Raw genomic sequence first — 24,831 nt, forward strand, 5'->3', positions numbered from 1 at the left:
AGTTATAGAGGAGAAAAATAATGGTTAATACAGATATATTAGCGCCGCTTGCCGGTCAGTTAATACCACTAGCGGATGTAGATGATCCAATCTTTGCTGATAAGGTCATGGGAGATGGTTTCGCTTTAGAACCTACTGGAAATAGGATTGTGGCACCAGTGTCTGGTGAAGTTATTGCCATGCAAGGACACGCTTTTGGCTTGCGTCGTTCAGATGGGCTTGAAATTTTAATACATATTGGTATTGATACCAATGGTTTAAATGGCAAACCATTTTCATGGCGCATTAAAACAGGTGATGTTGTTAAAGCTGGAGATGATGTGGGAAGTGTTGATTTGGCAGCCATATCTTCAGCTAACCTGTCAACAACAACAATGGTTGTCATAACCAATAGTGATGATTTGTTAGAAGCTTTAACTATGCAAACTTACAAAAAGGCTACTATTGGTGAAGTAGTTGCTAGTGCTACCGTTAAAAATATATCATCTGCTGTACCTCAACAAAAAGCTGTTGATCATTCAGGCCGTAAGTATTCACAGTTAGCTTCAGAAATTATTGCAGGTGTTGGCGGTCAACAAAATGTGGATAGCGTTATTCACTGTATTACACGTTTACGATTCTATTTAAAAGACCACAATGTTGCTAACGACCAAGCGGTTGAGCAGTTAGATGGTGTGGCTGGTGTTAACTATTCGGATTCTCTAGGTCAATACCAAGTTGTAATTGGTCCTGCGGTTGCCGATGTTTATGATGAAGTTGTTGAACAACTTGGCTCAAGCGTTATGGCAGATATACCAGATGAGGCACACCAAGCTAAGAATAATGCTTCTAAAAACCCACTAATTTATGCATTCCAAACAGTGATTGGAACCATAACTGGTTCGATGATGCCAATAATTGGTTTACTAGCTGCAGGTGGTATGTTAAATGGATTCTTAAGTTTAGTATCAAATAAGGCGTCGTTTTCAACCATTTATTTTATTGATCCAGCATCAAATACATTTACGATATTACAATCCATGGCAATGGCGCCATTTTATTTCTTACCAATATTAGTTGGGTTCTCTGCCGCACAACAATTGAAGAGTGATCCGTTTGTTGTTGCAGCAATTGGGGCGTTCTTAGTCAAGCCCGAGTTTATTAATATTACCAATCCTCATGTGATGGATAATAATATTATTCAACCCACTAAAGCACTCGGCTCATTATTTGGTGTTAGTTTGAATGCTAGCTTCTTCGGGTTACCAATTAATATTCCTAGCTATGCTTACTCAATTTTTCCCATTATTTTTGCAGCATGGTTAGCACGCCCGGTAGGCAATTGGCTAAAAAAACATCTACCTTTAGTATTACGTTCCATTTTTCAACCGTTACTCACACTGTTAATCGTTGGTTCTGCCGTGTTAATTATTGTCGGACCAACAATTACCTTAGCTTCACAAGGTATTTCTAACATTGTTAACTGGTTGTTGCAATTGAACTATCCATTATCTGGTTTGATAATTGGTGGTCTATATCAAGTTTTGGTTATTTTCGGTTTGCATTGGATGGTTGTGCCGCTGATTGCCAATGAAATTGCACAAACTGGTCATTCAACATTAAATGCGATTGTTAACTTTACCATGATTGCTCAAGGTGCCGGTGCACTTGCTGTTTGGGCTAAAACAAAGATTCCTTCACTTAAAGGGCTTGCTGGTGCTGGATTCTTGTCAGCAATGGCTGGTATTACTGAACCAGCAATGTATGGTATCAACTTGAAATATGGTCGTGTATTCTGGATGGCAAATATTGGTGGTGCTGTTGGTGGTTTGATTGCCGGTTTGTTCAACTTGAACATGTATGGATTTACTGGTTCATTAATTGGGTTCCCATCGTTTGCTGTACCAAAAGGTCAAGCAGGTGACCCAAACAATATGCTTATTTTCTGGATTGCTTCCATTGCAACAATTGCTGTTGCATTTGTCATGGTTTACTTATTTGGATTTAAGGATAGTGACACAGAACAAGTAAAAACAGTTGAAAAGAAAAATGCTTTTAAAGACGCTGTGAATAAGTAACAAACTATGCTATAAAAAAGGAGTTAACATGACGGAAAAAAATTGGTTATTGACCTATGATGATGTTGTCGGTGGTGTTAAAAATTATGGTCGTGAGAGTTTACTTAGCTTAGGCAATGGCTTTCTAGGTTGGCGTGGCGCATTAGTTACTAATCGCTATGATGATGATTTTTATCCAGGGCTTTACTCAGCAGGTGTGTTTAATCAAACATCAACAGCCGTGGCAGATCGGCAAGTAATTAATGAAGATTTGGTTAACTTACCTAACGTTCAGCTAATGAAAGTGACGGTTAATGAACAACCTTTAGTGGTTAATCCAAACACGATAAAATCATTGCATCGTACACTCAATTTTAAAACGGGTGAATTAAAGGATGCATATCGTGTACAAATCGATGATGATACGACTCATTTTGTTGATATTGAGTCAATAAAAGTAATTGATCCAATTCAGTGGCATTGTTTAGCACTTGAATGTAAAATAACCCCAAGCTATGATGTACCGCTGACTGTTGATGCTATCATCGATGGTTGCATTGAAAATAATAACGTAGCACGCTATCGAGAGTTTGAATCAAAGGAATTTAAAATTGCTTCAATTACTGACTCAGGAATGACCATTAAAACATTGAGTAGCGATGTGGTAGTTGCGATTGCGACTCACTCAACTGGGCAAAACACAGTATCCAAACAGACCATGATAACAGATACAAGCCTCCAGGATCATTATGAAATTAATGGTCAAGCTGGGCAACCTGTCACTATTCAGCGTGTCATGGCTATCGCAAGTAGTTTGGAGACATCTGGAGACATTCATAAGTTTGTCCATAATGAGATGACCCAAACAAATTTTGAAAAGATTCAGAAAAATTCTTACCAATACTGGCAAGAATTATGGCGTACAAAAGACATTGAAATTGTTGGTGATGACGCGATGCAAAAATTGGTACGTATGAATGTTTTTCACTTAAATCAGATGGCCAATCTGCATGCGAATCCTTATTTAGATGCATCGGTTGGCTCTCGTGGGTTGACTGGCGAGGGTTATCGTGGTCACATATTCTGGGATGAACTCTTTGCATTACCATATTATTCTGCAAATGAACCAACATCAGCAAAAGCGCTGCTACAATATCGTATTCATCGCTTATCGGCTGCTGAAAAAAATGCAATAAGTGAAGATGAAGTGGGGGCAATGTATCCTTGGCAGTCAGGCATGTATGGTGATGAGCAGAGTCAGCTTATCCACTTAAATACGGTAGACAATACGTGGATTCCGGATAATTCCCGCTTACAAAGACATGTATCTCTAGCCATAGCTTATGATATGTGGGTTTACCAGCAAATGACTGGGAAAACGGACGTGTTAGCCGACGACGGCCTTAAAATGTTAATTCAAATTGCCCGTTTTTGGATTAATAAGGCACAAAAAGACGGTGATCGCTACAGTATTAAAGGTGTTATGGGTCCAAACGAATTCCACGAAGAAGTACCAGGTTCAGTGACGGGCGGGTTACCTAACAATGCGTATACCAATGTCATGGTTGTTTGGTTATTGAACTATATTCATCATTTAAAACAAATACAGCCACTAGATTTTGATCGTGTAGCTGAATCAATAGGCTATACACATGAAGAGCAACAAAAAGCACAAGCATTACGTTATCATTTAAAGTTATCAATTAGTGCGTCAGGTATTGTTGAACAGTACCAAGGATTTAGTCAATTAAAACCACTAGACTTCCAAGCATATGAAGATAAGTATGGTGATATTCATCGTATTGACCGTATTTTAAAAGCAGAAGGTAAAACACCTGATGAGTATCAAGTGATTAAACAAGCAGATTTCCTCATGCTCATATACAACTTAGGTGCACAACAAACTCATGATTTGATTGTACAACTGGGGTATGAATTAGCTGACGATTGGCTGAGCCAAAATACGTCTTATTATTTGGAACGAACGACTCATGGTTCGACTACTTCTCGTCCAGTATTTGCTGGTATTTACGTCGAACTAGCACGTCAGGGAAATGCTGATTTTGAATCAAAAGCCTATGACTATTTGACAGATGCCATCGGCTCTGATTATTATGATATTCAGGGTGGCACGACTGCTGAGGGTGTTCACATGGGTGTCATGGGTCAAACATTATCAGTCATTCAAAATGACTACGCAGGTGTGGACATATTACATGGTCAGTTCCAGATTAATCCACGGTTGCCTCAACAATGGACTAAATTGAAATTCATGCAACAATATCATGGGACTAGATTAACAATTGAAATAACTGCAAATACAATTACCGTAGTAAGTGATCAAGATATGACGTTGTTAATTTGTGGGGAACAAGTGAACCTACTAGCTAATCAGGAAAAAAAGGTGGCGTACAATGGTTGAATTTTCAGATATTAAGGGATTTACATTTGATTTAGATGGCGTGATTACCGATACAGCGAAGTTTCATGAAGCCGCATGGCATGATTTAGCGGATGATTTGGGTATTGAATGGTCAGCTGAAATAGGTAATCATTTAAAAGGGATTAGCCGTATGGCGTCCTTGGATATGATTTTAGCTACAGATCCTCAAGGTAAACAGTACAGCCAAGAAGAAAAGCAACAATTAGCTGATAAAAAAAATGCCCATTATCGCACTCTCATTGCCACAGTGACCCCTGATGATATTTTACCAGGCATTAAATCATTTTTGGATGATATGCTGGATAAAGGTTACACTGCTAGTGTGGCAAGTGCATCAAAAAACGCGCCAAGTATTCTTGAAAAATTGGAATTAACATCTTATTTTGTTGGTATTGTAGATCCAGCCACGTTAACGCATGGCAAACCAAACCCAGAAATTTTTGTGAAAGCTGGGGAATTGTTAAATTTGCAGCCTAGTCAAATTATTGGATTAGAAGATGCCAGCGCTGGTGTTGAGGCAATTAAGGGTGCTGGTCAAACTGCTTTAGGCATTGGTTCGGCAGCAAAAACAGCAAACCCAGAACTGTGGTTTGACAAAACTGAGAACTTAACATTGAACAATATTAAAAAACAGTTATCTGTGTGATAATGAGAATATAGATAACTAATTGACAGACTAACTCATATATAGTAAACTGATATCAATTCAATTTTAGGAGTTCAGTATGGCACCAAAAGACTTAGCAATGCAATTTAACTGCTGCAGTACGACACGTTTTCGATGTTGTACTGCTTGTTAAGTGTGAACTTTTGGTCTGAACTATAATCAGATCACTCCATGGTTCTGCGAGTAGTTTAACTATTGAAGGCGTGTAAATTCATAAGAATTTACGCGCTTTTTGTTTGAGTTAGATAAAGAAAAGGAATGTCTCATGTATATTACTAATGTATCGCAGTTAATCGGTCGGACACCCTTGATTGATTTGCAAGTTAATATTCCCAACCACAGCCACATTTTCGCAAAACTAGAAATGTTTAATCCTGGTGGCAGTATCAAAGACCGTCTAGGACAATTTCTGATTGCTGATGGTATAAAGCGGCAAGTTATTAATCAGAATACAACTATTATTGAACCAACTGCGGGTAACACAGGTATTGGTCTCGCATTGGCTGCGCAACAACATCACTTACGTACGATACTTGTTGTGCCAGAAAAATTCAGTTATGAAAAACAACAATTAATGCAGGCGCTAGGTGCAACAATTATTAACACACCTGCTAGTGAGGGCATCACAGGTGCGATTGAAAAAGCAAAATCCATTGCTCAGGAAATTGATAACAGTTACATACCAATGCAATTTGCAAACGCCGCTAATCCAGCAACATATTATCAATCACTTGCACCGGAAATCATACAAGACTTAAGTGAGCAAAAAATTACAGCTTTTGTCGCCGGGGCTGGTAGTGGCGGTACATTTGCAGGTGTGGCAAAATATTTAAACGAGCAGGATGCTGGTATTAAAAATATTGTGGTTGAACCAGAAGGTTCTATCTTGGCTGGTGGACCCGCGCATTCACATCGTACTGAAGGTATTGGTGTTGAATTTATACCACCATTTTTTGACACAATATCAATAGATCAAATTATGACAATTAGTGATGATGATGCATTTTATCAAGTGCGTCAGGCAGCTAAAAATTTGGGACTGTTTATTGGTAGTTCCAGTGGTGCGGCATTAGCAGCTAGTTTAAAATTAGCAGAATCATTACCTGAAAATAGTAATATTGTGACTATTTTCCCTGATAGTAGTGAACGTTATATGAGTGATCAAATTTATTCGAAATGAGGGATACAAAATGAAATTTAATACAAAACTTATCCATGGTGGCGTTAGCATTGATGAAACAAGTGGTGCAATGTCGATACCAATTCACATGGCTTCAACTTTTAAGCAAAAGACAATTGGAGAATCGCAATATGAATATTCGCGATCAGGCAATCCTACCCGTGAAGCGGTTGAAAAATTAATAGCAGATTTAGAGAATGGTCATAGTGGTTTCGCTTTTGCATCAGGGTCAGCAGCAATTAGTACGGTATTTGCACTATTTTCAAGCGGTGATCATATTATTGTTGGTAATGATATATATGGTGGCACATTTAGATTAATTGATAGTGTTTTAAAACGTATGGGGATGACCTTTACCATTGTTGATACACGTGATTTGGATGCTGTTGAGGCAGCAGTCCGAGATAATACGACAGCCATTTATTTGGAAACACCAACAAATCCTTTATTACGAATTACTGATATTAAAGGAATCGCGCAAATCGCCCAACAGCATCATATATTGAGTATTGTAGATAATACGTTTGCAACACCCTATATTCAAAAACCTATCGACTTAGGTAGTGATATTGTTATTCACAGTGCATCTAAATATTTAGGTGGACATAGTGATTTGATTGCTGGTTTAGTGGTAACAAAAAATGCTGAGTTGAGTGAAAAAGTTGGTTATTTACAAAATGCTATTGGTGCCATTTTATCGCCACAAGATAGCTGGTTATTACAGCGTGGTATGAAAACATTATCACTCAGAATGCAGCGACATCTATATAACGCACAGGTCGTGTTTGATTATCTTAGTACGCAGGCAGATGTGGCACGCATCTATTTCCCTGGAGATCCCCAAAATACTGATTTCACATTGGCTAGTAAGCAAATGGCAGGTTTTGGTGCGATGATTTCATTTGAATTGGTTGCCGGATTAAATCCAGAAAAATTTGTTTCGCGTTTGAATGTGATTACCTTGGCTGAAAGCTTAGGTGCATTGGAAAGTTTAATTGAAATCCCATCAAAAATGACACATGGGGCAATACCCCGTGATACGCGTTTAGCTAATGGTATTCAAGATGAGTTAATCCGACTATCCGTTGGTGTAGAAGATATAGATGATTTGATTTCGGACTTGGATCAAAGTTTTAAACAACTTAAATCATAATGGTGATTCATGTGTTTGATACCGCTAAATCTATACTCAAAAGAGATCCTGCAGCAAAAAGTTTAATGATGGTTATTTTAACTTATCCTGGTTTGCATGCGTTAGGCTACCATCGTTTATCGCATTGGTTGCATTTGCAACATCATCCTTTGTTTGCAGCAATTGTTGCTCGCTGGTCGACAAAAAGAACGGGTATTACCATTGCGCCTGGAGCGCAAATTGGCCGTCGGGTCTTTATTGACCATGGTGTTGGTGTTGTCATCGGTGAAACTGCTGTCATTGAAGATGATGTTACCATTTTGCACGGGGTTACCCTTGGCGCACGTGGGCAAACAAATGGTCTGCGTCATCCCCATGTTGAGCCTCATAGTTTCATTGGGGCACATGCGCAATTGCTAGGTGCTATTACGATTGGCCGCCATAGTAAAATTGGCGCAAATGCAGTTGTCATCAAAAATGTACCAATTTATACGACTGCTGTGGGTAATCCAGCTCGGTTGATCCAACATGCTTCATTTGAAAAAAAAACTCATACCAATGATGATATTTGAATAATTGAGTTAATATGGTTCCTAATATGATCGTCCAAATCCTAACAGAAATTGTTAATCATTTCATTTCACGGCGTCAATATTATCATTTGTAATTGTAATATGCGGACTGTATTTAAGGCATATAGTCTTAAGTATGTCATTGCTAAAAGAGGTACTTAAAAAAGCACACAGTCGTCATTTACTGTGTGCTTTTTATTGTGAGCGTGTCAATCTTAACGCGATGGTTATTTCGGTCTTTTTCAATGATTGTTATGCGGAGATTGATCAACATTTATTGCTAAATGAATCTGTGCACAAGCGAATTCGTTGCAACACAGTGAGACGACGTATAGAATTGACGCAATACGAGAGCGTGAGTTTCATAAAGTAATCAAAAGGAGAAATTGAAATGGTTAAGAAAAAGAGTCAGTGCATTGTATTTGAAAAGTGATGCTGTTTTGAATGGTTATAATCAATACTCAATGGAAAGGCGATACGTGCTCAATCAAGAATTTATATCACATTTGAAATTAGGTCCCATTAGACAGGTTCAATCTGTTAGTGGAGGTGACATTAATCAGGCTTATCAATTAGAAACAACACAGGGACGCGTTTTTTTATTGATTCAGCCCAATCATACTAAAGCATTCTTCACTCATGAAATTAATGGTTTGAAGCTGCTCGAACAGTTTGTAAAAGTGCCAAAAGTGTTATCTGTTGGTTATTGGCAAAATGATGCCTACCTCGTATTGTCTTATTTAGCACATCAATCTCATGGGGATGATTTTGCATTAGGACAGGCATTAGCGCATATACATCAAAAGGCAAGCCCAAATCATCATTACGGTTTTGGTGAAGCCTTTACTATGGGGACTTTTACAGCGGATAATACTTGGCAATCAAGTTGGAGTCAATTTTTTATTCAGCAGCGATTAGAACCACTTAAGGAATTTTGTCATCAGCAAGGTGTCTGGTCATTGCCTCTAGAGCGTGCTTATCAGAAAGCTATTATACGTTTTAAAATGCTCATGGGTGATTATCAACCCCAACCGGTCTTACTACATGGGGATTTGTGGTCAGGTAATTTTATGTTTGATTTGGATGGTCGTCCAATAATGATTGATCCGGCTGTTTTTTATGGTGATCGTGAGTTTGATTTAGGTATTACACAGGTTTTCGGTGGGTTTAATGCTGAATTTTATCGTGGCTATCAAGAAACATATCCCGTTGTAGCTGGTTTTGAACAGCGTGTATTATTTTATGAACTATATTATTTGATGTTTCATTTATCGCAATTTGGTATTGGTTATCAGCAAGCTGTAACTAATACTTTGTCAAAGATTAATCGTTAAGCATCGGCTGTGATATGAAGCGTTATATTTGTAAGCGTTTACTAGAAATGTTAGACTGTAGGTACTAGGTAATATGAATGAAAGAAATGGAGGAAGAAATTATGATTTGGTCATTAATAGTAGGTGCTATCATTGGTGCCGTTGCCGGTGCGATTACCAATCGCGGCGAGTCAATGGGTTGGATTAGTAATATTTTAGCGGGTCTTATTGGATCAGCTATTGGGCAGGCCGTACTGGGTCACTGGGGACCAACTTTAGCAGGCATGGCTATCATACCTTCCATCATTGGTGCAGTTGTTCTTGTTTTGGTTGTTTCGGCAGTACTCGGTATTCGGGCAAGAAACTGATGTAAGAAATAAGAAGGGTATAATATGAAAAAATGGCAGAAAGCTGTGTTAAGTTTAGTAACAATTAGTTACTTGATCGGTCTATTGCTGATACTCTGGCCCCGTATTGTTGACCTGCTGATTTCAATATTAGAACGTTTTAATCTTGATGTCATGACAGATAGCCAAACTATTATACGTAATTATGGCATTGGTTTGTTAATCTTAACTGTTGTTATCTTGTTTGTCATACTATTCACCCCAGGACAGCGAACCAATATTCCAATTAGTCGAACAAAACAAGGTCGCTTGGCATTAAGTAATGCCGGAATCAGTCACTTTATAAGAACACAATTATCTGGTGAAGGTTTATCCAATATTAAAGTGACAGTTAAAAATACGCGTCGTCATAAGAAATTCTATATTGTTGCTGATTCTGTTTATCGTAGTTATACAATAGAGGAGTTGCCACGTATAACCAATACTTTAACAATGAAACTGACAGATTTATTGGCTGGTGTTGACCGAGCACCGATTAAGGTCGATATGCAAATTAATCAGGCAACTAAGGGCAATCGAAAAACCACGCGTGTGATTTAACAGTCAGGAGTATGAATGATGCAAAGACAGAAGACAAAGAATATGCTTATTGGCGGTGGTGTGGGTTTTGTGTTAGCCATCTTGATAGTGACAGTTGGTTTGCTGAATACTATTTTTATAGCTATCGTGACACTCATTGCTGCGGGTTTAGGTTACTTAGTTGAGAAGTATGAAATTGACTTTTCACGTATTTCTGAGCTTGTTACGCGAAAAAATCAACGATAAAAGAATATGGAGAATATGATCATGGTTAGAGAAAACACAAGTGTAAATACTACCGAACAAACAGCACCAAAAGGTGAACTGACGTTCAACGATAAAGTGATTCAGAAAGTTGTTGGTTATGCCATTGAAAACGTCTCAGGTTTGTTAGGTGTTGATGGTGGGTTCATTGCCAACATTAAAAATAAGATCGTCAACAGTGACAATCCTGTCGAAGGCATTGAAGTTGAAGTCGGGAAAGAACAAGTAGCTGTTGATCTTAATATTATTATGGAATTTGGTCATAATGCACATGATATTTATAAAGCACTCACAACAGTTATTGCCAAAAAAATTGATGAGACAACGAGCTTAAAGTTAGTGGAATTGAATGTTGAAGTTATTGATATTCAAACACAAAGAGAGTTTAATGATGCGCAAGTGACCTTACAAGATCGCATGTCTGATGCCGGAGATACCATTAAGGATAAGACGTCTGATGGTGTGAATACAGTTAAAAATACAGTTTCACAGGCAACCAGTGATAGTGACGAGCGTGTGAAATAATGTAACTGTGATTTTATAAATTTTTGATAAAATCATAGCATTAGCTGTTAGAAAAAACCTGATAACTTTGGTAAAATAATTATGCAGAAGGTTATCAGGTTTTATTATGTCTGAATGAGCCTATCTATTCTAGAAAAAATAAGGGCGTATTTATGACTGATAAACATGTTTATGTGATACACGGGTACACTGCTACACCAACAGACAATTGGTTTCCATGGTTAAAAAGACAGGTAGAAGAGCAATTGAATATACCGACTACCATTTTAGAAATGCCAAATGCCGATAATCCGAAACTACAGGAATGGGATGAATTATGTGATCGTCTCATTGACACGAATCATGAACTAACAATCGTTGGACACAGTTTAGGTTGCATACAGGCACTTCGTTTTGTGTCACAGCATAAAATTAAAAATATCAAAATGATACTAGTATCTGGTTTTGATGAAGTGCTTAACACATTACCACAACTACATTCATTTACAGATACCTCATTAAATTATCAAACAATCATACCTAAAATTGATCAGGCAGTTGTTATTTCTGCATTAGATGATGATATTGTGCCTTATCATTATTCGGAAACATTAGCACGTCATTTAAAATGTCAATTTATTTTAATGCCAAATGGTAAACATTTTATTGACCGAGATCATATTTACGAGGTACCAGTTGTTTTCCAACAGATTAGTTTGATGAATGAATATCGTGAAAATCATTTTAATAGTTGAACTATTATGTGATACAATAATCATTGTGCTAGGGGCGCTACTATGTGGCTGAGAAGAACCCTTTGAACCTGAACTGGATTATACCAGCGTAGGAAAGTGTCATACTGATTATTTTAGATGGTGCTTTTCTCATGTTAGAGAAGGGCATTTTTTATTTGCACAGAATATGGTACGAAAGGAACAATATAAAAATGAATAAAGCTCACTAGGGGCGTCGTAATGACTGAGATGATATATCGGTCCCTTGGAACCTGATCTAGTTTATACTAGCGTAGGAAAGTGACCAAAATTGTGTAACATCCTGTGATGTTACCGCGAACTAGGGTCCTTTTGTATGTCACATAAGGACCCTTTTTGAGATGGAAGGAATTGTTTTGACTATGGCGACACATAATAACCGCATAGTAGACCATGGTTTAGCTGGTTTACAACATGTTTTTGTTTCTAATGTATGGCTAGATCCAATCTATGTTGCAGCAGCAGCAGGGTTATCGTTAAATTTATCAACTAATTTGGTAAATACTATTTTTATTGTTTCAGGGTTGGTCACACTGACTCAAGTGACACGTTTAGCACGACTACCAATTATTCAAGGGCCATCCGCTGCCTTTGATGCCTTGATGATTAATGCTGGTAGAGCTGGCCAGTTGGCCTCAGCAAGTGGCTCCATTTTAGCCAGTGCACTGATTATTTTTTTGCTATCTGTAACAGGATTAATTAATAAATTAGTTCGCCTGCTAACACCGGCTATTACTGGAACACTTATCTTTCTGGTCGGCGTTTCTTTATCCAGTTTTACATTATCTGAATTTTTAGGTGGTTATCCTGGAGATAAACATTTCTCTTCACCGACGACACTTGTATTATCAATTTCAACATCAGCCATTGTTATTTTACTTTCAATATTTGGTAAAGGTTTTTGGAAACGTTTTTCCTTTTTGATTGCATTAGTTGTAGGCGATGTTTTATCAGTTGCAATGGGGCGTGTTGATTACAGTGTACTAGCGGCTAAATCGTGGTTTGGCTTACCTCACTTATTACCATATGGTGCGTTAAATTTTAATTGGACGATGTTTCTGACTTTTTTTGTTGCCTATCTTGTTGCTGTGGTAGAAGCAGTAGGCGTGTATGAAGCTGCTAGTGACGTGATGAAAGAAGATATTTCACCACGCCGTATTCAAAATGGTTTGATCGGTGAATCGGCTGGTTCAATATTATCATCGCTATTTGGTGGTTTTCCAACAACTGCTTTTGCACAAAATGTTGGTATTTTAAAATTAACTGGTGATGTCTCAAGAATTCCTGTAGTTATTGCAGGTGTTTTGTTTGTGATATTGGGATTTGTGCCAAAAATTGGGGCATTTTTAGCAATTACCCCAAGCCCAGTGATTGGTGGTATCTTTCTGCCAGCAGCAACGACTTTAATTATGACAGGATTAAATATTCTGAAAAAGACACCATCAACAAATGCAAATAATATGATTATTGGGTTATCGATTGTGTTGGCTATTGCTCTACCAAATTATGCTACTGGATGGCATGGTGCAGTGGGTCAACTTTTGTCTAATACAATCTTAATAGGCGCAATATCTGCTATCACATTGCAGTTTGTTCTTGTGAATTTACCACAAATGATAAATAAATTAAGGAGATAACATGTCTGATGAATCTGACGTTATTCAAGCACGTCTTGTAAAGTTTATACAACAGTACAAAGAGGGGCAATCAAGTGAATATGAAGTTGATTTTAATCAATTAGCCATGAGCGTATTTGATTATCAATTCCAAAATAACTTACCTTACAAAAAATTTGCGCAATTAAAGCATAAAAATCCATTAACTGTCAAAAATTGGCAGGATTTGCCTTTGATACCAATTGAAGCCTATAAACAATTAACATTATCTACTCGAGACACTACGCAAGCTGAAGATGTTTTTTATTCAAGTGGGACAACGAATGCACAACAAAAAAGTCGACATTACATTTCCGACTTAAGGGTTTGGGAGCAATCAATGATAGCGGGATTTAAGCAATATGTTATCCCTAACAAAGAAAAAATAACGATATTTTCTCTATTTCCAGATATGTCCAGTCATCCTAATTCGTCACTATCTCGCTATATTACAACAGCTATGCAGGTATTTGGGACAGAAAATAGTCAGGTGTTTTTTAAACATAATCAGTTAGATTATGTTAATTTGATATCAGCTCTGAAACAAGCACAAGCTAATCATGAGCAGGTATTAGTTTTAGGTGCTTCTTTTTCATATGTGCATTTATTAGCTTATTTCGATCAGCATCCACAAACATTTGATTTAGCAGAAGGCAGTATTATTTTTGATACGGGTGGTTTTAAAGGTCAGTCTCAAGAAGTCAGTATGTCTACTTTGTACAAAAATTTAGGTCAAGTATTTAATGTATCCCGTGAACAGATTATTAATATGTACGGTATGACAGAAATTAGTTCGCAATGTTATGATCGTAATCTAGCAGATTTATCACAAAATCAGTCAATTTACTTTGATAAAATGCCACCTGCTTGGGTAAAAATTCAAATTTTAGATGTGGAAACATTACAACCCATTGAACAGGGGAAACGGGGTCTTTTGGCTTATTATGATTTGGCCAATTGGGATACATGTTTGGCTATTTTAACCGAAGATATTGCCATTCAAAATGAACATGGTTTTACGATTATTGGACGAGCGAAGGGATCAGAAGCTAAAGGCTGTTCCATTGCTGTTGATGAGCTTTTAAAAGTGCGTTAAGAGGAACAGCATATGACTAGTAAACAAACAACAATTGATATTTTTCATGTACCAACAAATATTACGTTGAATACGCTAACTGAAACAATTATAGGGGATGAGTCACATGCTGTGGTTTTACGTTATCCTGAGATATCTGTTACGGACATAAATCATATCGCCAATGTACTTCAAACAAATCAACATGATTACTTAGAACAACTGACTACATCGCAAATTATTGATGTTATTTCACAAGTTGCTGAAAAATGGACGGACCCAACCTACTATTTACGCCAAGTAGCTGAGACAGCAATACCTATTACAACTGGTTATAATGCTGACCAAGTAAAAATGGAGCTTAAGCGTTTTATTCGCTTGTTCCGAAAGAAGGAGTTAAAGCGATTTGTGAATTCTGAAATAGGCCATGCGGGCGCTATGTTGGATGATTTTCAACCGAATCTAGCCGGTGGTTTCTCAAAGTTTTTTGGGCCTGATCTGATTTTTCAAATATTTTCTGGTAATGTACCAGGGATACAGTTGTGGACCCTTATAATGGGGCTACTCGTCAAATCGCCAACATTAGGGAAATTATCTTTTTCCGAACCAATTATGCCAGCATTATTTGTGCAAACATTAGCTGAAATAGATTCAAGATTAGCTGACTCAATTGCTATATTGCCTTGGCATAGTGGTCAAGAACTGGAAAAAGCTGGTATCGAAGTTGCTGATACCGTGGTTGTGTGTGGTGGTGAAATAGCAGTTAAAAAAGTTAAAGCGCAAGTGCCTTTGGATAAAAAAGTATTGAGTTACGGCTATAAAATAGGATTTGTTATTGTTGGTAGAGAGGCATTGACACCGGAATATTATCCCCAAACAATTAAAAAGATAGCTGAGGATATTAGTATTTATGATCAACAAAGTTGTCTAGCCCCACAATCAATTTTTGTAGAGCGTGGTGGTGCAATCACTACAGATGAATTTTCTGCATTACTAGCCACTGAATTAAATAATTACCAAATTAAATATTCTCGCGCTATCTTACAAGAATCTGAAAAATTGGCAATTGAAAAAATGCGGCAAGCAACAGATATAGAATCTATTGAAAATAGCAGAACATTACTATTTGCTAGTGAGGATAGTACATCCTGGACAGTTGCTTTTCATGATCACTTGGGGTTTAGTGCCTCACCTTTGAATCGATCTGTTCATGTCTTTTCTATAGATGATTTTCTGCAACTACAACCAATCTTGAAACCATATCAGTCATACTTACAGACAGCTGGCGTTGCAATCGCACCAAAGCGGTTATTTGCTCTCGCAAATGTTTTGGGTAAGTTGGGAGTTAGTCGAATGAGTGCAGTGGGTCAAATGAATCACGTATCTAGTGCGTGGCATCATGATGGCCACTTCAATTTGCTGGATTTAGTTCGTGTGACAGATATTGAGAATAGTCTAGAAGTTGAAAGTGAGTATTTTGATGCTGATGTTGAATGAGGAGAAAATATGCTTTTAAAAAATAAGGTCGCACTGGTCACTGGAGCTAGTCGAGGTATCGGTGCAGCTATTGCAAAAATGTATGCTAAAGAAGGTGCAATAGTTATTGTTAATTACTTGCATAATACTCAACATGCTCAGACCATTGTTCAAAGTATCATTTCACAAGGTGGACAAGCTGTTGCGATGCAATGCGATATACGAGATCAGCAGGAAGTCCATAATATGCTGCAAAATATCTTGGATAATTTTGGTACAATTCATATTGTTGTTAATAATGCACTGAGTCAGTATCAGTTTGACCCTAAAAATAGAAAATTATTAGGTGATTTACAATGGTTTGACTATCAAGCACAAATAGATGGTAGTTTAAAGGCTGTTTTGAATGTAGTTGATTTTGTTTTACCAAAACTAAAGCAAAATAATGAGAGTAGCATTATTAATATCACGAGTAATTTAATTCAGTCACCAGCAATCCCGTATCATGACTATATTGTCGGTAAGTCAGCTGTTCTTGGATTAACACGTACCATGGCAAGTGAATTAGGAGCGTTTGGTATTCGTGTGAATGCGATTGCGCCAGGTCTAACTGTACCAACAGACTCAAGTCAATTGACACATCGTGACGTGCGAGAAAAACTTATTGACCAAACACCAACAGGTCGGTTAACTACACCGGAAGACGTTGCGGGGACAGCAGTATATCTAGCAACCGCACTTTCCAGTAATGTCACCGGACAATGTTTATTTGTTGATGGTGGGTTAACAATGACTTGATGATATTATCAAAATTAGAACCTACAATATAAAAATTATAGTGTGACATGCTTATTATATAAAATTCGAATATTTTTTCTTTAGTTAGTTTAGTATTTGTTAAACGCTTTACAATGTGATATAATTAACTTGTTCAACTGGTGGTAGTCAATTATCTTCCCGGGTACTCCTAATTTAATATTTTACTTTGCAGTGAGTTAAGTACTACCTGTTGAACTACAAAAGTCACGTCAGTGTTAGGCTTCAGACATCTATCTAAGATATCTGAAGCTTTTTGTAACTAGAAAATTAACTATGCTAGTGAATTGTTTTTTGTTACCGCAAGGGATAAAATGTTAATAATGGGACATGACATTAAAAAAAGTTTTAGTATACTTATTTTGCTATTAGCCTCAACATTACTAATAACACCATTTTTATTTAATCACGCCATGATTATTGGCTCAGATGCGATTTTCCATTTTAATCGTTTTTATGACACCGCCATGCAAATAAAACATTGTGATTTTCAATATTTTATTTCAATTTATGGTTTTCAATCGTCTGGTAGAATTGTTAACGCTTTGTATGGCCCTTTAATGGCATATGCTCAAGGATTGCTGGTTCTTTTGAGTCCATCTTGGTTTGTATATCAGATGCTATCAAATGCCATATTATATTTTTGCGCAGGTTTGTCATTATATTTACTATTAAAAAAAGCTAGAATCGGTGATCAATATAGCTTGCCATTAAGTATTTTTTATATGACGTGTTATTCAATTCAATATTGGACAATACGGCAAGGTTTCTCTAGTTGGGGTGCTGCATTAATGCCAGTATGCCTTATACCACTGATAGATCTAGTTGAGAATAAGAAACTAAGCACAATTAAAACGGCAGTGGCAGTCGCAGCAATGGCTCAGGTACATATGCTATCAGCTTTTTTGTTGGTTTTTGTATATATTTGTTTTTTTTCTTCTATTTTTTTTAATCAAAGTCGCATGATTAAATTAAAACTAATCATGCAAGTCGGTATGTCAGTTTTAGTTTGTACTGCCTTAGTTGCTAATCTCATTTATTGTTTTATTGCTGTTGACGGTTATAACGATATTGCTCAGCCATTTACTAATAAATACATGTGGCGGATGACAGTTTTTACTGGTAGTAGTTATTGGTTAGTTTATCCGCCAGTATTAATATTAGCTATTGTATTTTTCGTTTGGCAAATGACTAAAATGTGGCATAAATCAGCGCTTTTGTTACGAGTAACCGAGATAACTGCTTTTATATGTTTCACATTATCGACGAATATTTTTCCATGGCGTTTATTTAGTAACAGTGTGTTTAGCTTCATTCAATTTCCATTTAGATTTTTTATTCCTTTTACGGTACTATTGCTTTTAGCGGTTGGCTTAATGTTACAAAATAATGCACACATTTCTTGGTCGTTTTATAGTGTGATTATTATTGTGATGGTAGCGTCGTTATGTCAAACAATGATGTCATCGAATAATACTTTGAATGTATGGCACCGTTCTACAAAGTATTTGAATGGACAAGTTCATACCCGTATCAATTCTGACGATAATTCTCACGTAAAACAATCTTTTTTTAAAAAAGATAAGAGTAAGGCATTGCAGTACATTTTAAAATCAACACCAGATTATTTGCCCATTGATAGTAATAACAAAAAAAGTAAGTATGAACTATACCAATCATTAATTTTAAACAATCAACAAAACTTTCGTAAATCAGTTAAAGATCATAAATTATTCCTTAACTGGTATGGTGATTACCAGAAAAAGGTTCAGTTACCAATTATTAAATATAAAAATACTGTGATGATTTTAAATCACACACCAATATCTAAACATATGACCCAATTTAGTGCGATCAATACGCCTATCATTACACAAAAGAAGGGGCCAAATCAACTTGTGGTTTATTACCAACATGATTGGTTTCTTTACCCAATACTACTGTTTACGTTTATGAGCTGGTCTGTTGTATTTATTGTATATCAGAAAACTTGGCACAGTAACTAATGAATTTTTTAAATTAACATATTGTCAATTTTCTGAATGTCTTGTTACAAATATTTCTCACGACTTTTTGATACTTTTATGCTATAATATTTTTGTACTAGGGGCGCCACTATGCGTGGCTGAGAAGCACCCTTTGAACCTGATCTGGTTAACACCAGCGTAGGAAAGTGCCATACTGATTGTTTTTAGATGGCGCTTTTCTCAAATTAGAGAAAAGCGCTTTTTGTTTGAACAAATAATGTATGAAAGGATTAATTTAAAAATGAATAAGCATCATTAGAGACGTTGTAACCGACTATGACGATATTGAAGACTGGTTTAAGCTGATTGCGTTACTGAAAACCAACAATAGCGTTATCACACAGTAAGTGTTAATGATAAAAGTGCCTTTTTATTTGTACAAGAGCACACTTTTGATGAATCCTTACTAAAAGATATGGAGAATACTATGAATATAAAAATCAAAAAAATTACTATTGTCACGGTTATGATTGCATTGGACGTTGTGTTGTCACCAATTTTTAGAATTGAAGGCATGGCACCAATGTCTAGTGTTATGAACATTATTGCCGGGGTGACTCTTGGTCCATTTTACACAGTTGTTATGGCGCTAATTACTGGCATTATTAGAATAGTCATCATGGGAATTCCACCATTAGCGCTAACTGGTGCAGTATTCGGGGCCTTGTTGTCAAGTCTATTTTATAAGTATGGACGTACAATGTATTGGGCGATGTTTGGTGAATTTGTAGGGACAGGTCTTATTGGGTCTTTAATATCATATCCAGTCATGGTTTGGTTTACTGGAACGCATCAAGGGTTGTATTGGATGATTTATACACCACGCTTTATTGGTGCTACGTTAATTGGTGCGGTAATTGCCTACTTTATTTTGCTTAACCTAACAAAAATCAAAATTTATCAAGATGTGCAGCAAATATTTATGAAATCGAGCGTCTAATGACAAAAAAATTGGCAGAAATAATACCTTTGAACAATGTGCCGTTAATTCATTGTATTACTAATGATATTACCTTAGAAACATTAGCTAATACAATTTTGTATTTAGGTGGCAAGCCGATTATGAGTAGTGATGTTCGTGAATTTGCTGATCTGTTTAAAACAACTGATGCTTTATTGCTCAATATGGGACGATTGACTGTCAATCATGAGGCTAGCTTAAGAGAGGCTAGCCATTTTGCGGTTATTAGTCATAAGCCAGTTGTCGTTGATTTAGTTGGCTATGGTATGACAGAGCAACGTCGAAAATTAGGTGACGAACTTATCAATCATCAACCTACAATCGTTAAAGGCAATATTTCCGAAATGAGAAGATTGGTGGGCTTGCCAACAATTGCTAAAGGCATTGATGGTGACGTCTCAGATCAAAGTGATTTTGCCTTACAAGAACTTAATCATGCACTCAAAGAACTGTGTAAACGCTGCCCTAAAACAGTGTTTGTAGCTACGGGAAGGCGTGATATTGTCGTACAGGGTGAACGCTCCGCATTGTTATGCAATGGTGTAGCAGCGTTAGATCGGTTTGTAGGAACAGGAGATATGCTTGGTGCTATTATGGCAACCTTGATAGGTGCTGGTGCAGCGGCTTGGGAGGCGAGCTCTATAGCAATTAGTTATCTTAACATTGCGGGTGAAATAGCTGATAATCAGACACATGGATTGGAAAATTTCAGACAAGAAATGCTAAATCAAATTAGTTTATTGCAAAAACAGTCAGGTTGGTCAAAAAATATTCATAGTTCTACTTTCAATTAGTTCTGTTCGAGTCATTATTATGATGAAACAACGATAAATATGTTATTCTTGAAATATAATGTTATTGTTTAGATTTATCACATAAATACTTGTATAATGCAGGTCCTTTTTGTGTTAGATCCAGTGAACATTATAATGTTTGCATCATTTACTGATACGATTAAAATGAAAATGATAAGGGGGAGTGGCTATGAGAAAAAAACACCAAGAAAATTATGCGACGTCGGATGAAGAATTTGTCTCTTTTTTTGCTGAAGTACTGAGTAAATTACCGGTTAAAACAGCTAAAATTATCAAAAGTACATATCAAACAACCAGACGGCAAGCTGATAAAGTCCGCCTTAAAAGTCAGGGCAAATTCGACCAGGTGGCTGATACTTTTTTGATAGGTGTTGACGATGAAACACGTAAGAAGTGTCATCGTATTATTCATGTTGCCGCGTTAAGTGCTGCAGTTATTGGGTGCTCACCAATTCCATTTTCGGATGCTTTTTTATTGGTCCCTGTTCAACTGACAATGATGTCACGTTTACATAAATTATTTGGTCAGTCATGGTCAGAAAATTTAGGTAAGAACTTGTCAAAAGAGTTAGTTGTAGTGAGTCTTGGACGCAGCGCAGTGGGAAACATTATTAAATTTGTGCCTGTTGTTGGAACAGTTTCTGGCGCAGCTATTAATGCTTCTGTGGCCGTGTCTATTACTGAATCTCTGGGTTGGGTCACTGTAAAGATGTTAAACGATGGAGAAGATATATTTGAACAAGCAATGTCTTTTAAAGGGCAGTTCAATTTATTGTTTAATTCAATCCATCGTTTCAAGTCACCCAAGTGAGGGCTAGTTAACTCGTATTTTAAAAAATGATGCACCGTTTACAAAACTAAGGAGGAAATTGCATGGCAGTATACCGAGAAGGTATTGAAGAAACAATAGAAGCGCATCAAGTTAATATAGAAACCGGCTTAAGTTCGGAACAGGTGATTAAAAGCCGTGAAGAATTTGGTAGCAATGTTTTTGTGGCAGACAAGAGGGTACCATTGTGGCGCAAGATTCTGATTAGTTTGCAGGATGTTGCTACAATCATATTATTAATTGCAGCAGTGATTTCATTTGTATCGACGTACATAGAAGGTACTGGACACTATTTTGAAAGTTTGCTCATTATTGGGATTGTGATTATTAACTCAATACTATCAATTGTTCAAGAAGGTCGAGCAGAAGATTCATTAGCCAGTTTACAAAATCTGAATCGTATGCAAGCTAAAGTACTACGTGATGGGGAAAAAGTACTCATCGATGCTGATGATGTGGTTGTTGGTGATTTACTCGTCATTGAAAATGGGGCTGCAATCCCTGCCGATGGGCGGTTGATTAAAGCGGTCGAATTACAAGCTGAAGAATCTGCTTTGACAGGTGAAAGCTTACCAGTTGAAAAAAATGAGAAAGCAACTTTTGAATCTGATGATGACGTTAGCTTAGGAGAACGTATTACAATGGTGTATCGGGGCACAACCATTGTAAATGGGCATGCTCGAGCAATTGTTACCGCTATTGGTATGCAAACAGAAATGGGTACGATAGCTGGCTTGCTTAACAGTGAAGCACAGAATAGCCTAACACCCTTACAAAGACGTTTAGTCCAATTAGGGAAAAATATTTCTTGGGTAGCCATTATCTCAGCCATATTTGTTATGGGGCTGGGTGTTATACAGGGAATGGATTTGAAGCATATTTTCCTAATAGCTATTTCGTTAGCTGTTGCTGTTGTGCCAGAAACATTGGCTGTCATAGTAACTATGACATTGGCACTTAGCGTACAGACAATAGCGAAAAAGCATGCTATTATTCGTAGATTGCCTGCTGTAGAAACATTAGGAACCACCAATGTTATTGCTTCCGATAAAACGGGTACATTGACTCAAAATGTGATGACAGTCAGACAAGTATGGCATGATGAGCAGAACCATCTTAGTGATGTTGATGAAAATTTAGATGAACCTGCTGTAGATGTTTTATCTTTGGCGGCTATTTCAACTAATGTAGAAGTCAATATTAGTGATGAAAAAAAGACTTATGCAGGTCTACCAACTGAGGTAGCGTTAGTACGCGCCATTGAGACAATTACTTCACGCGAAGAATTACTTAGACAATATCCATTAGTCGAACAAATTCCTTTTAATTCAACAAAAAAACGTATGACAACTGTCCACGAACTGCCTGATGGCGGTTATATTGCGATTACTAAAGGTGCATTTGATGTTTTGTTACCAATGATCAAGCATGGTAATTCTGAGCGCGCTGAAGAAGTTAATACGTCTTTTGGTAGACGCGCACTTCGTGTTCTAGCTATTGCTAAACGAATATTTGATGTCATGCCGGAATCACCTACACAGGAATTTTATGAACAAGATCTGACTTTGGTTGGGCTAGTTGGTATCATTGATCCACCACGTCCAGAGTCGGCTCCAGCCGTTGAAAAAGCACGCTTAGCAGGGGTTAAGACAATCATGATCACGGGTGATCACGTCGAAACAGCTAGTGCTATTGCACGTGAAATTGGTATTTTACGTTCTGGAGACCTAACAATTACCGGATCTGAATTAGCTAAATTATCGGATCAGGAGCTTGATAAACATATCAAAGATTATACTGTATATGCACGTGTGACTCCTACTGATAAAATCAGAATCATTAAATCATGGCAACGTCAAGATGCAACAATTGCGATGACCGGTGATGGTGTCAATGATGCACCAGCCTTAAAAGCAGCAGATGTCGGTATTTCAATGGGTGAGACCGGAACTGATGTTGCGCGTGAAGCCTCAGATATTATTTTGACAGATGACAACTTCGCAACAATTATTAACGCTATTTCTGAAGGACGTGGTGTTTATATTAAGGTCAGAAAGACCATTAATTTCTTATTAAGCGCTAATATCTCAGAAATATTGGTTATATTTATTGCTATGCTTTTGGGATGGGGATCGCCATTATTGGCGGTGCATTTGTTATTTATTAATTTGGTATCAGATGGATTACCAGGTTTTGCGCTAAGCCGTGAACCTATGTTGACTAACGTCATGAATCAACCGCCAATGGCAAAACATGTTAAGTTATTTGCTCAGGGATTGGGACGTCAAATTGGTTTGAACGCTGGATTGTTTGCGATTGTAACGTTAGTCGCAATTTGGGTCGGTCAAAATGCTGTTATTGGTGGGCTCAATCCTAACGAACAAATTGGTCAAACAATGGCATTTACTGTTTTGTCATTAACTTCTATCATTCACGTTCTCAATATTCGATCAGAAAAAACATTATTCAGTATTAAATATAGTGCTAATCCATCGTTAGTTAATATGGCATTTTTAGCAGCCATTATAACGCTGGTCATTACACTATTACCAGTGACGCAGCCATTATTTGGCTTAACTATGATTTCATTAGGTCATTGGGCAATAATTGCTATTTTGTCCTTAATGCCCACGATTGTTATTGAATTTTTGAAATATATACGACCTAGTTTGTTTAGGGTTTAATACAAAAATACCTTACCATTTGGTAAGGTATTTTTTGTGCTTATGATAAGCCACTGTAGTTAGTCTATTTATTTCAGCACATCGTGAATAGTAATGCCAACTACACTATTATCATCTAACACAACTAAATTGGAAATATTATAAGCAACCATTTTTTCCATGCCGTACCATTACGAGCTAATGTGGATTCGTTAGATCCAGTTAATGTAGTGTTTTTAAGTGATTTTGTTTTAAAAATGATCACGAGGAGTGAAAGTGCATAATTTATAAGTGAGCATTATTTGAGTAACCGCTTTCGTTTAGTGTTATAGTGTGGTTAACAAATTAGATGAAGTAATTTGTAAAAAAAGGAAGCGAGGTAATGTTATGATTTGGACATTAGTTGTAGGTGCCATTCTGGGTACCGCCGTTGGTGCAGTTACAAGTCGTGCTGAACCACTAGGTTGGATTAGGCAGCGAGCCACGAGCCGAGTACATTTCTAGTTACTAAATGACCACCACTGACAAACATTTATATAGAAGTCGTAGGAGAAATATACAATGACAGACAAAGAAAATGAAAAGATTGATGTTAGAAAGCAAAATAAAAAAGACGATCCCAAGTCAACTGATAAGGAAGATGTCTTTGACCACAATGAAAAGAATGCTGATTATAAAAAAGCCGATTGATGTTTAACTAGTGT

22 protein-coding genes and 3 riboswitches are annotated in these 24,831 nt (G+C 37.0%); all 22 genes read left to right on the forward strand.

All coding sequences use genetic code 11. The features are described 5' to 3' along the window. Positions 1 to 20: 20 nt before the first annotated feature. On the forward strand, positions 21 to 2,057 hold the full coding sequence (locus FGL89_RS00605; RefSeq protein WP_147000256.1) for a PTS sugar transporter subunit IIABC: 2,037 nt from the start codon (positions 21 to 23) through the stop codon (positions 2,055 to 2,057). A 28-nt stretch (positions 2,058 to 2,085) separates the two neighbouring features. Next, positions 2,086 to 4,458, forward strand: a complete 2,373-nt coding sequence (locus FGL89_RS00610; RefSeq protein ID WP_147000257.1) for a glycosyl hydrolase family 65 domain-containing protein — start codon at positions 2,086 to 2,088, stop codon at positions 4,456 to 4,458. Beyond that, positions 4,451 to 5,125, forward strand: a complete 675-nt coding sequence (gene pgmB, locus FGL89_RS00615) for a beta-phosphoglucomutase (protein ID WP_014974386.1) — start codon at positions 4,451 to 4,453, stop codon at positions 5,123 to 5,125. The genes FGL89_RS00610 and pgmB overlap by 8 nt, the downstream gene beginning before the upstream one ends. A gap of 286 nt (positions 5,126 to 5,411) precedes the next feature. After that, the gene (locus FGL89_RS00620) at positions 5,412 to 6,326 is read left to right on the forward strand and encodes a PLP-dependent cysteine synthase family protein (RefSeq protein WP_014974385.1); all 915 of its coding nucleotides are present in this window, start codon (positions 5,412 to 5,414) and stop codon (positions 6,324 to 6,326) included. Positions 6,327 to 6,336: 10 nt separating this feature from the next. Then, positions 6,337 to 7,479, forward strand: a complete 1,143-nt coding sequence (locus FGL89_RS00625) for a trans-sulfuration enzyme family protein (protein WP_014974384.1) — start codon at positions 6,337 to 6,339, stop codon at positions 7,477 to 7,479. 11 nt (positions 7,480 to 7,490) lie between these two features. Next, a complete protein-coding gene (gene epsC / locus FGL89_RS00630) occupies positions 7,491 to 8,030 on the forward strand; it encodes a serine O-acetyltransferase EpsC (RefSeq protein ID WP_041773213.1) in 540 nt (179 codons plus the stop codon). Positions 8,031 to 8,494: 464 nt separating this feature from the next. Beyond that, positions 8,495 to 9,364: a fructosamine kinase family protein gene (locus FGL89_RS00635; RefSeq protein ID WP_041773212.1), complete on the forward strand. Its 870-nt coding sequence runs from the start codon at positions 8,495 to 8,497 to the stop codon at positions 9,362 to 9,364. A 101-nt stretch (positions 9,365 to 9,465) separates the two neighbouring features. Further along, entirely contained in the window at positions 9,466 to 9,711 is a 246-nt protein-coding gene (locus FGL89_RS00640; RefSeq protein WP_014974381.1) for a GlsB/YeaQ/YmgE family stress response membrane protein, read from the forward strand. A 24-nt stretch (positions 9,712 to 9,735) separates the two neighbouring features. Next, positions 9,736 to 10,290, forward strand: a complete 555-nt coding sequence (gene amaP / locus FGL89_RS00645) for an alkaline shock response membrane anchor protein AmaP (protein ID WP_014974380.1) — start codon at positions 9,736 to 9,738, stop codon at positions 10,288 to 10,290. A 15-nt stretch (positions 10,291 to 10,305) separates the two neighbouring features. After that, positions 10,306 to 10,515, forward strand: coding sequence for a DUF2273 domain-containing protein (locus tag FGL89_RS00650; RefSeq protein ID WP_050995376.1), 210 nt, complete (start codon positions 10,306 to 10,308; stop codon positions 10,513 to 10,515). 21 nt (positions 10,516 to 10,536) lie between these two features. Next, positions 10,537 to 11,058: an Asp23/Gls24 family envelope stress response protein gene (locus tag FGL89_RS00655; protein WP_014974378.1), complete on the forward strand. Its 522-nt coding sequence runs from the start codon at positions 10,537 to 10,539 to the stop codon at positions 11,056 to 11,058. 152 nt (positions 11,059 to 11,210) lie between these two features. Further along, a complete protein-coding gene (locus tag FGL89_RS00660; RefSeq protein ID WP_014974377.1) occupies positions 11,211 to 11,792 on the forward strand; it encodes an RBBP9/YdeN family alpha/beta hydrolase in 582 nt (193 codons plus the stop codon). 20 nt (positions 11,793 to 11,812) lie between these two features. Further along, positions 11,813 to 11,904, forward strand: a riboswitch (TPP riboswitch). Positions 11,905 to 11,989: 85 nt separating this feature from the next. Further along, positions 11,990 to 12,087: riboswitch (TPP riboswitch) on the forward strand. A 64-nt stretch (positions 12,088 to 12,151) separates the two neighbouring features. Beyond that, positions 12,152 to 13,447 carry a solute carrier family 23 protein gene (locus tag FGL89_RS00665; protein ID WP_186727196.1) on the forward strand — a complete coding sequence of 432 codons (1,296 nt, stop codon included), beginning with the start codon at positions 12,152 to 12,154 and terminating at the stop codon, positions 13,445 to 13,447. A 1-nt stretch (position 13,448) separates the two neighbouring features. Then, entirely contained in the window at positions 13,449 to 14,561 is a 1,113-nt protein-coding gene (locus FGL89_RS00670) for a LuxE/PaaK family acyltransferase (protein WP_014974375.1), read from the forward strand. A 12-nt stretch (positions 14,562 to 14,573) separates the two neighbouring features. Continuing rightward, entirely contained in the window at positions 14,574 to 16,037 is a 1,464-nt protein-coding gene (locus FGL89_RS00675) for an acyl-CoA reductase (protein WP_147000259.1), read from the forward strand. Between the two features lie 9 nt (positions 16,038 to 16,046). Next, positions 16,047 to 16,814 carry an SDR family oxidoreductase gene (locus FGL89_RS00680; protein WP_014974373.1) on the forward strand — a complete coding sequence of 256 codons (768 nt, stop codon included), beginning with the start codon at positions 16,047 to 16,049 and terminating at the stop codon, positions 16,812 to 16,814. 332 nt (positions 16,815 to 17,146) lie between these two features. Beyond that, positions 17,147 to 18,838, forward strand: a complete 1,692-nt coding sequence (locus FGL89_RS00685; RefSeq protein ID WP_243129501.1) for a putative glycosyltransferase family protein — start codon at positions 17,147 to 17,149, stop codon at positions 18,836 to 18,838. Positions 18,839 to 18,927: 89 nt separating this feature from the next. Next, a riboswitch (TPP riboswitch) is annotated at positions 18,928 to 19,021 on the forward strand. Between the two features lie 265 nt (positions 19,022 to 19,286). Further along, a complete protein-coding gene (gene thiW / locus FGL89_RS00690) occupies positions 19,287 to 19,799 on the forward strand; it encodes an energy coupling factor transporter S component ThiW (RefSeq protein WP_014974371.1) in 513 nt (170 codons plus the stop codon). Continuing rightward, on the forward strand, positions 19,799 to 20,614 hold the full coding sequence (gene thiM, locus FGL89_RS00695; protein ID WP_014974370.1) for a hydroxyethylthiazole kinase: 816 nt from the start codon (positions 19,799 to 19,801) through the stop codon (positions 20,612 to 20,614). The genes thiW and thiM overlap by 1 nt, the downstream gene beginning before the upstream one ends. A gap of 190 nt (positions 20,615 to 20,804) precedes the next feature. Further along, the gene (locus tag FGL89_RS00700) at positions 20,805 to 21,446 is read left to right on the forward strand and encodes a YcjF family protein (protein WP_014974369.1); all 642 of its coding nucleotides are present in this window, start codon (positions 20,805 to 20,807) and stop codon (positions 21,444 to 21,446) included. A gap of 62 nt (positions 21,447 to 21,508) precedes the next feature. Next, positions 21,509 to 24,148 (forward strand): cation-translocating P-type ATPase, encoded by a 2,640-nt coding sequence (locus FGL89_RS00705; protein ID WP_014974368.1) that lies wholly within the window; start codon positions 21,509 to 21,511, stop codon positions 24,146 to 24,148. A 540-nt stretch (positions 24,149 to 24,688) separates the two neighbouring features. Next, positions 24,689 to 24,817, forward strand: a complete 129-nt coding sequence (locus FGL89_RS08775; RefSeq protein WP_019040312.1) for a hypothetical protein — start codon at positions 24,689 to 24,691, stop codon at positions 24,815 to 24,817. Positions 24,818 to 24,831: the final 14 nt, after the last annotated feature.

It is taken from the genome of Leuconostoc carnosum, assembly GCF_007954525.1.
Taxonomy (GTDB): Bacteria; Bacillota; Bacilli; order Lactobacillales; family Lactobacillaceae; genus Leuconostoc; species Leuconostoc carnosum.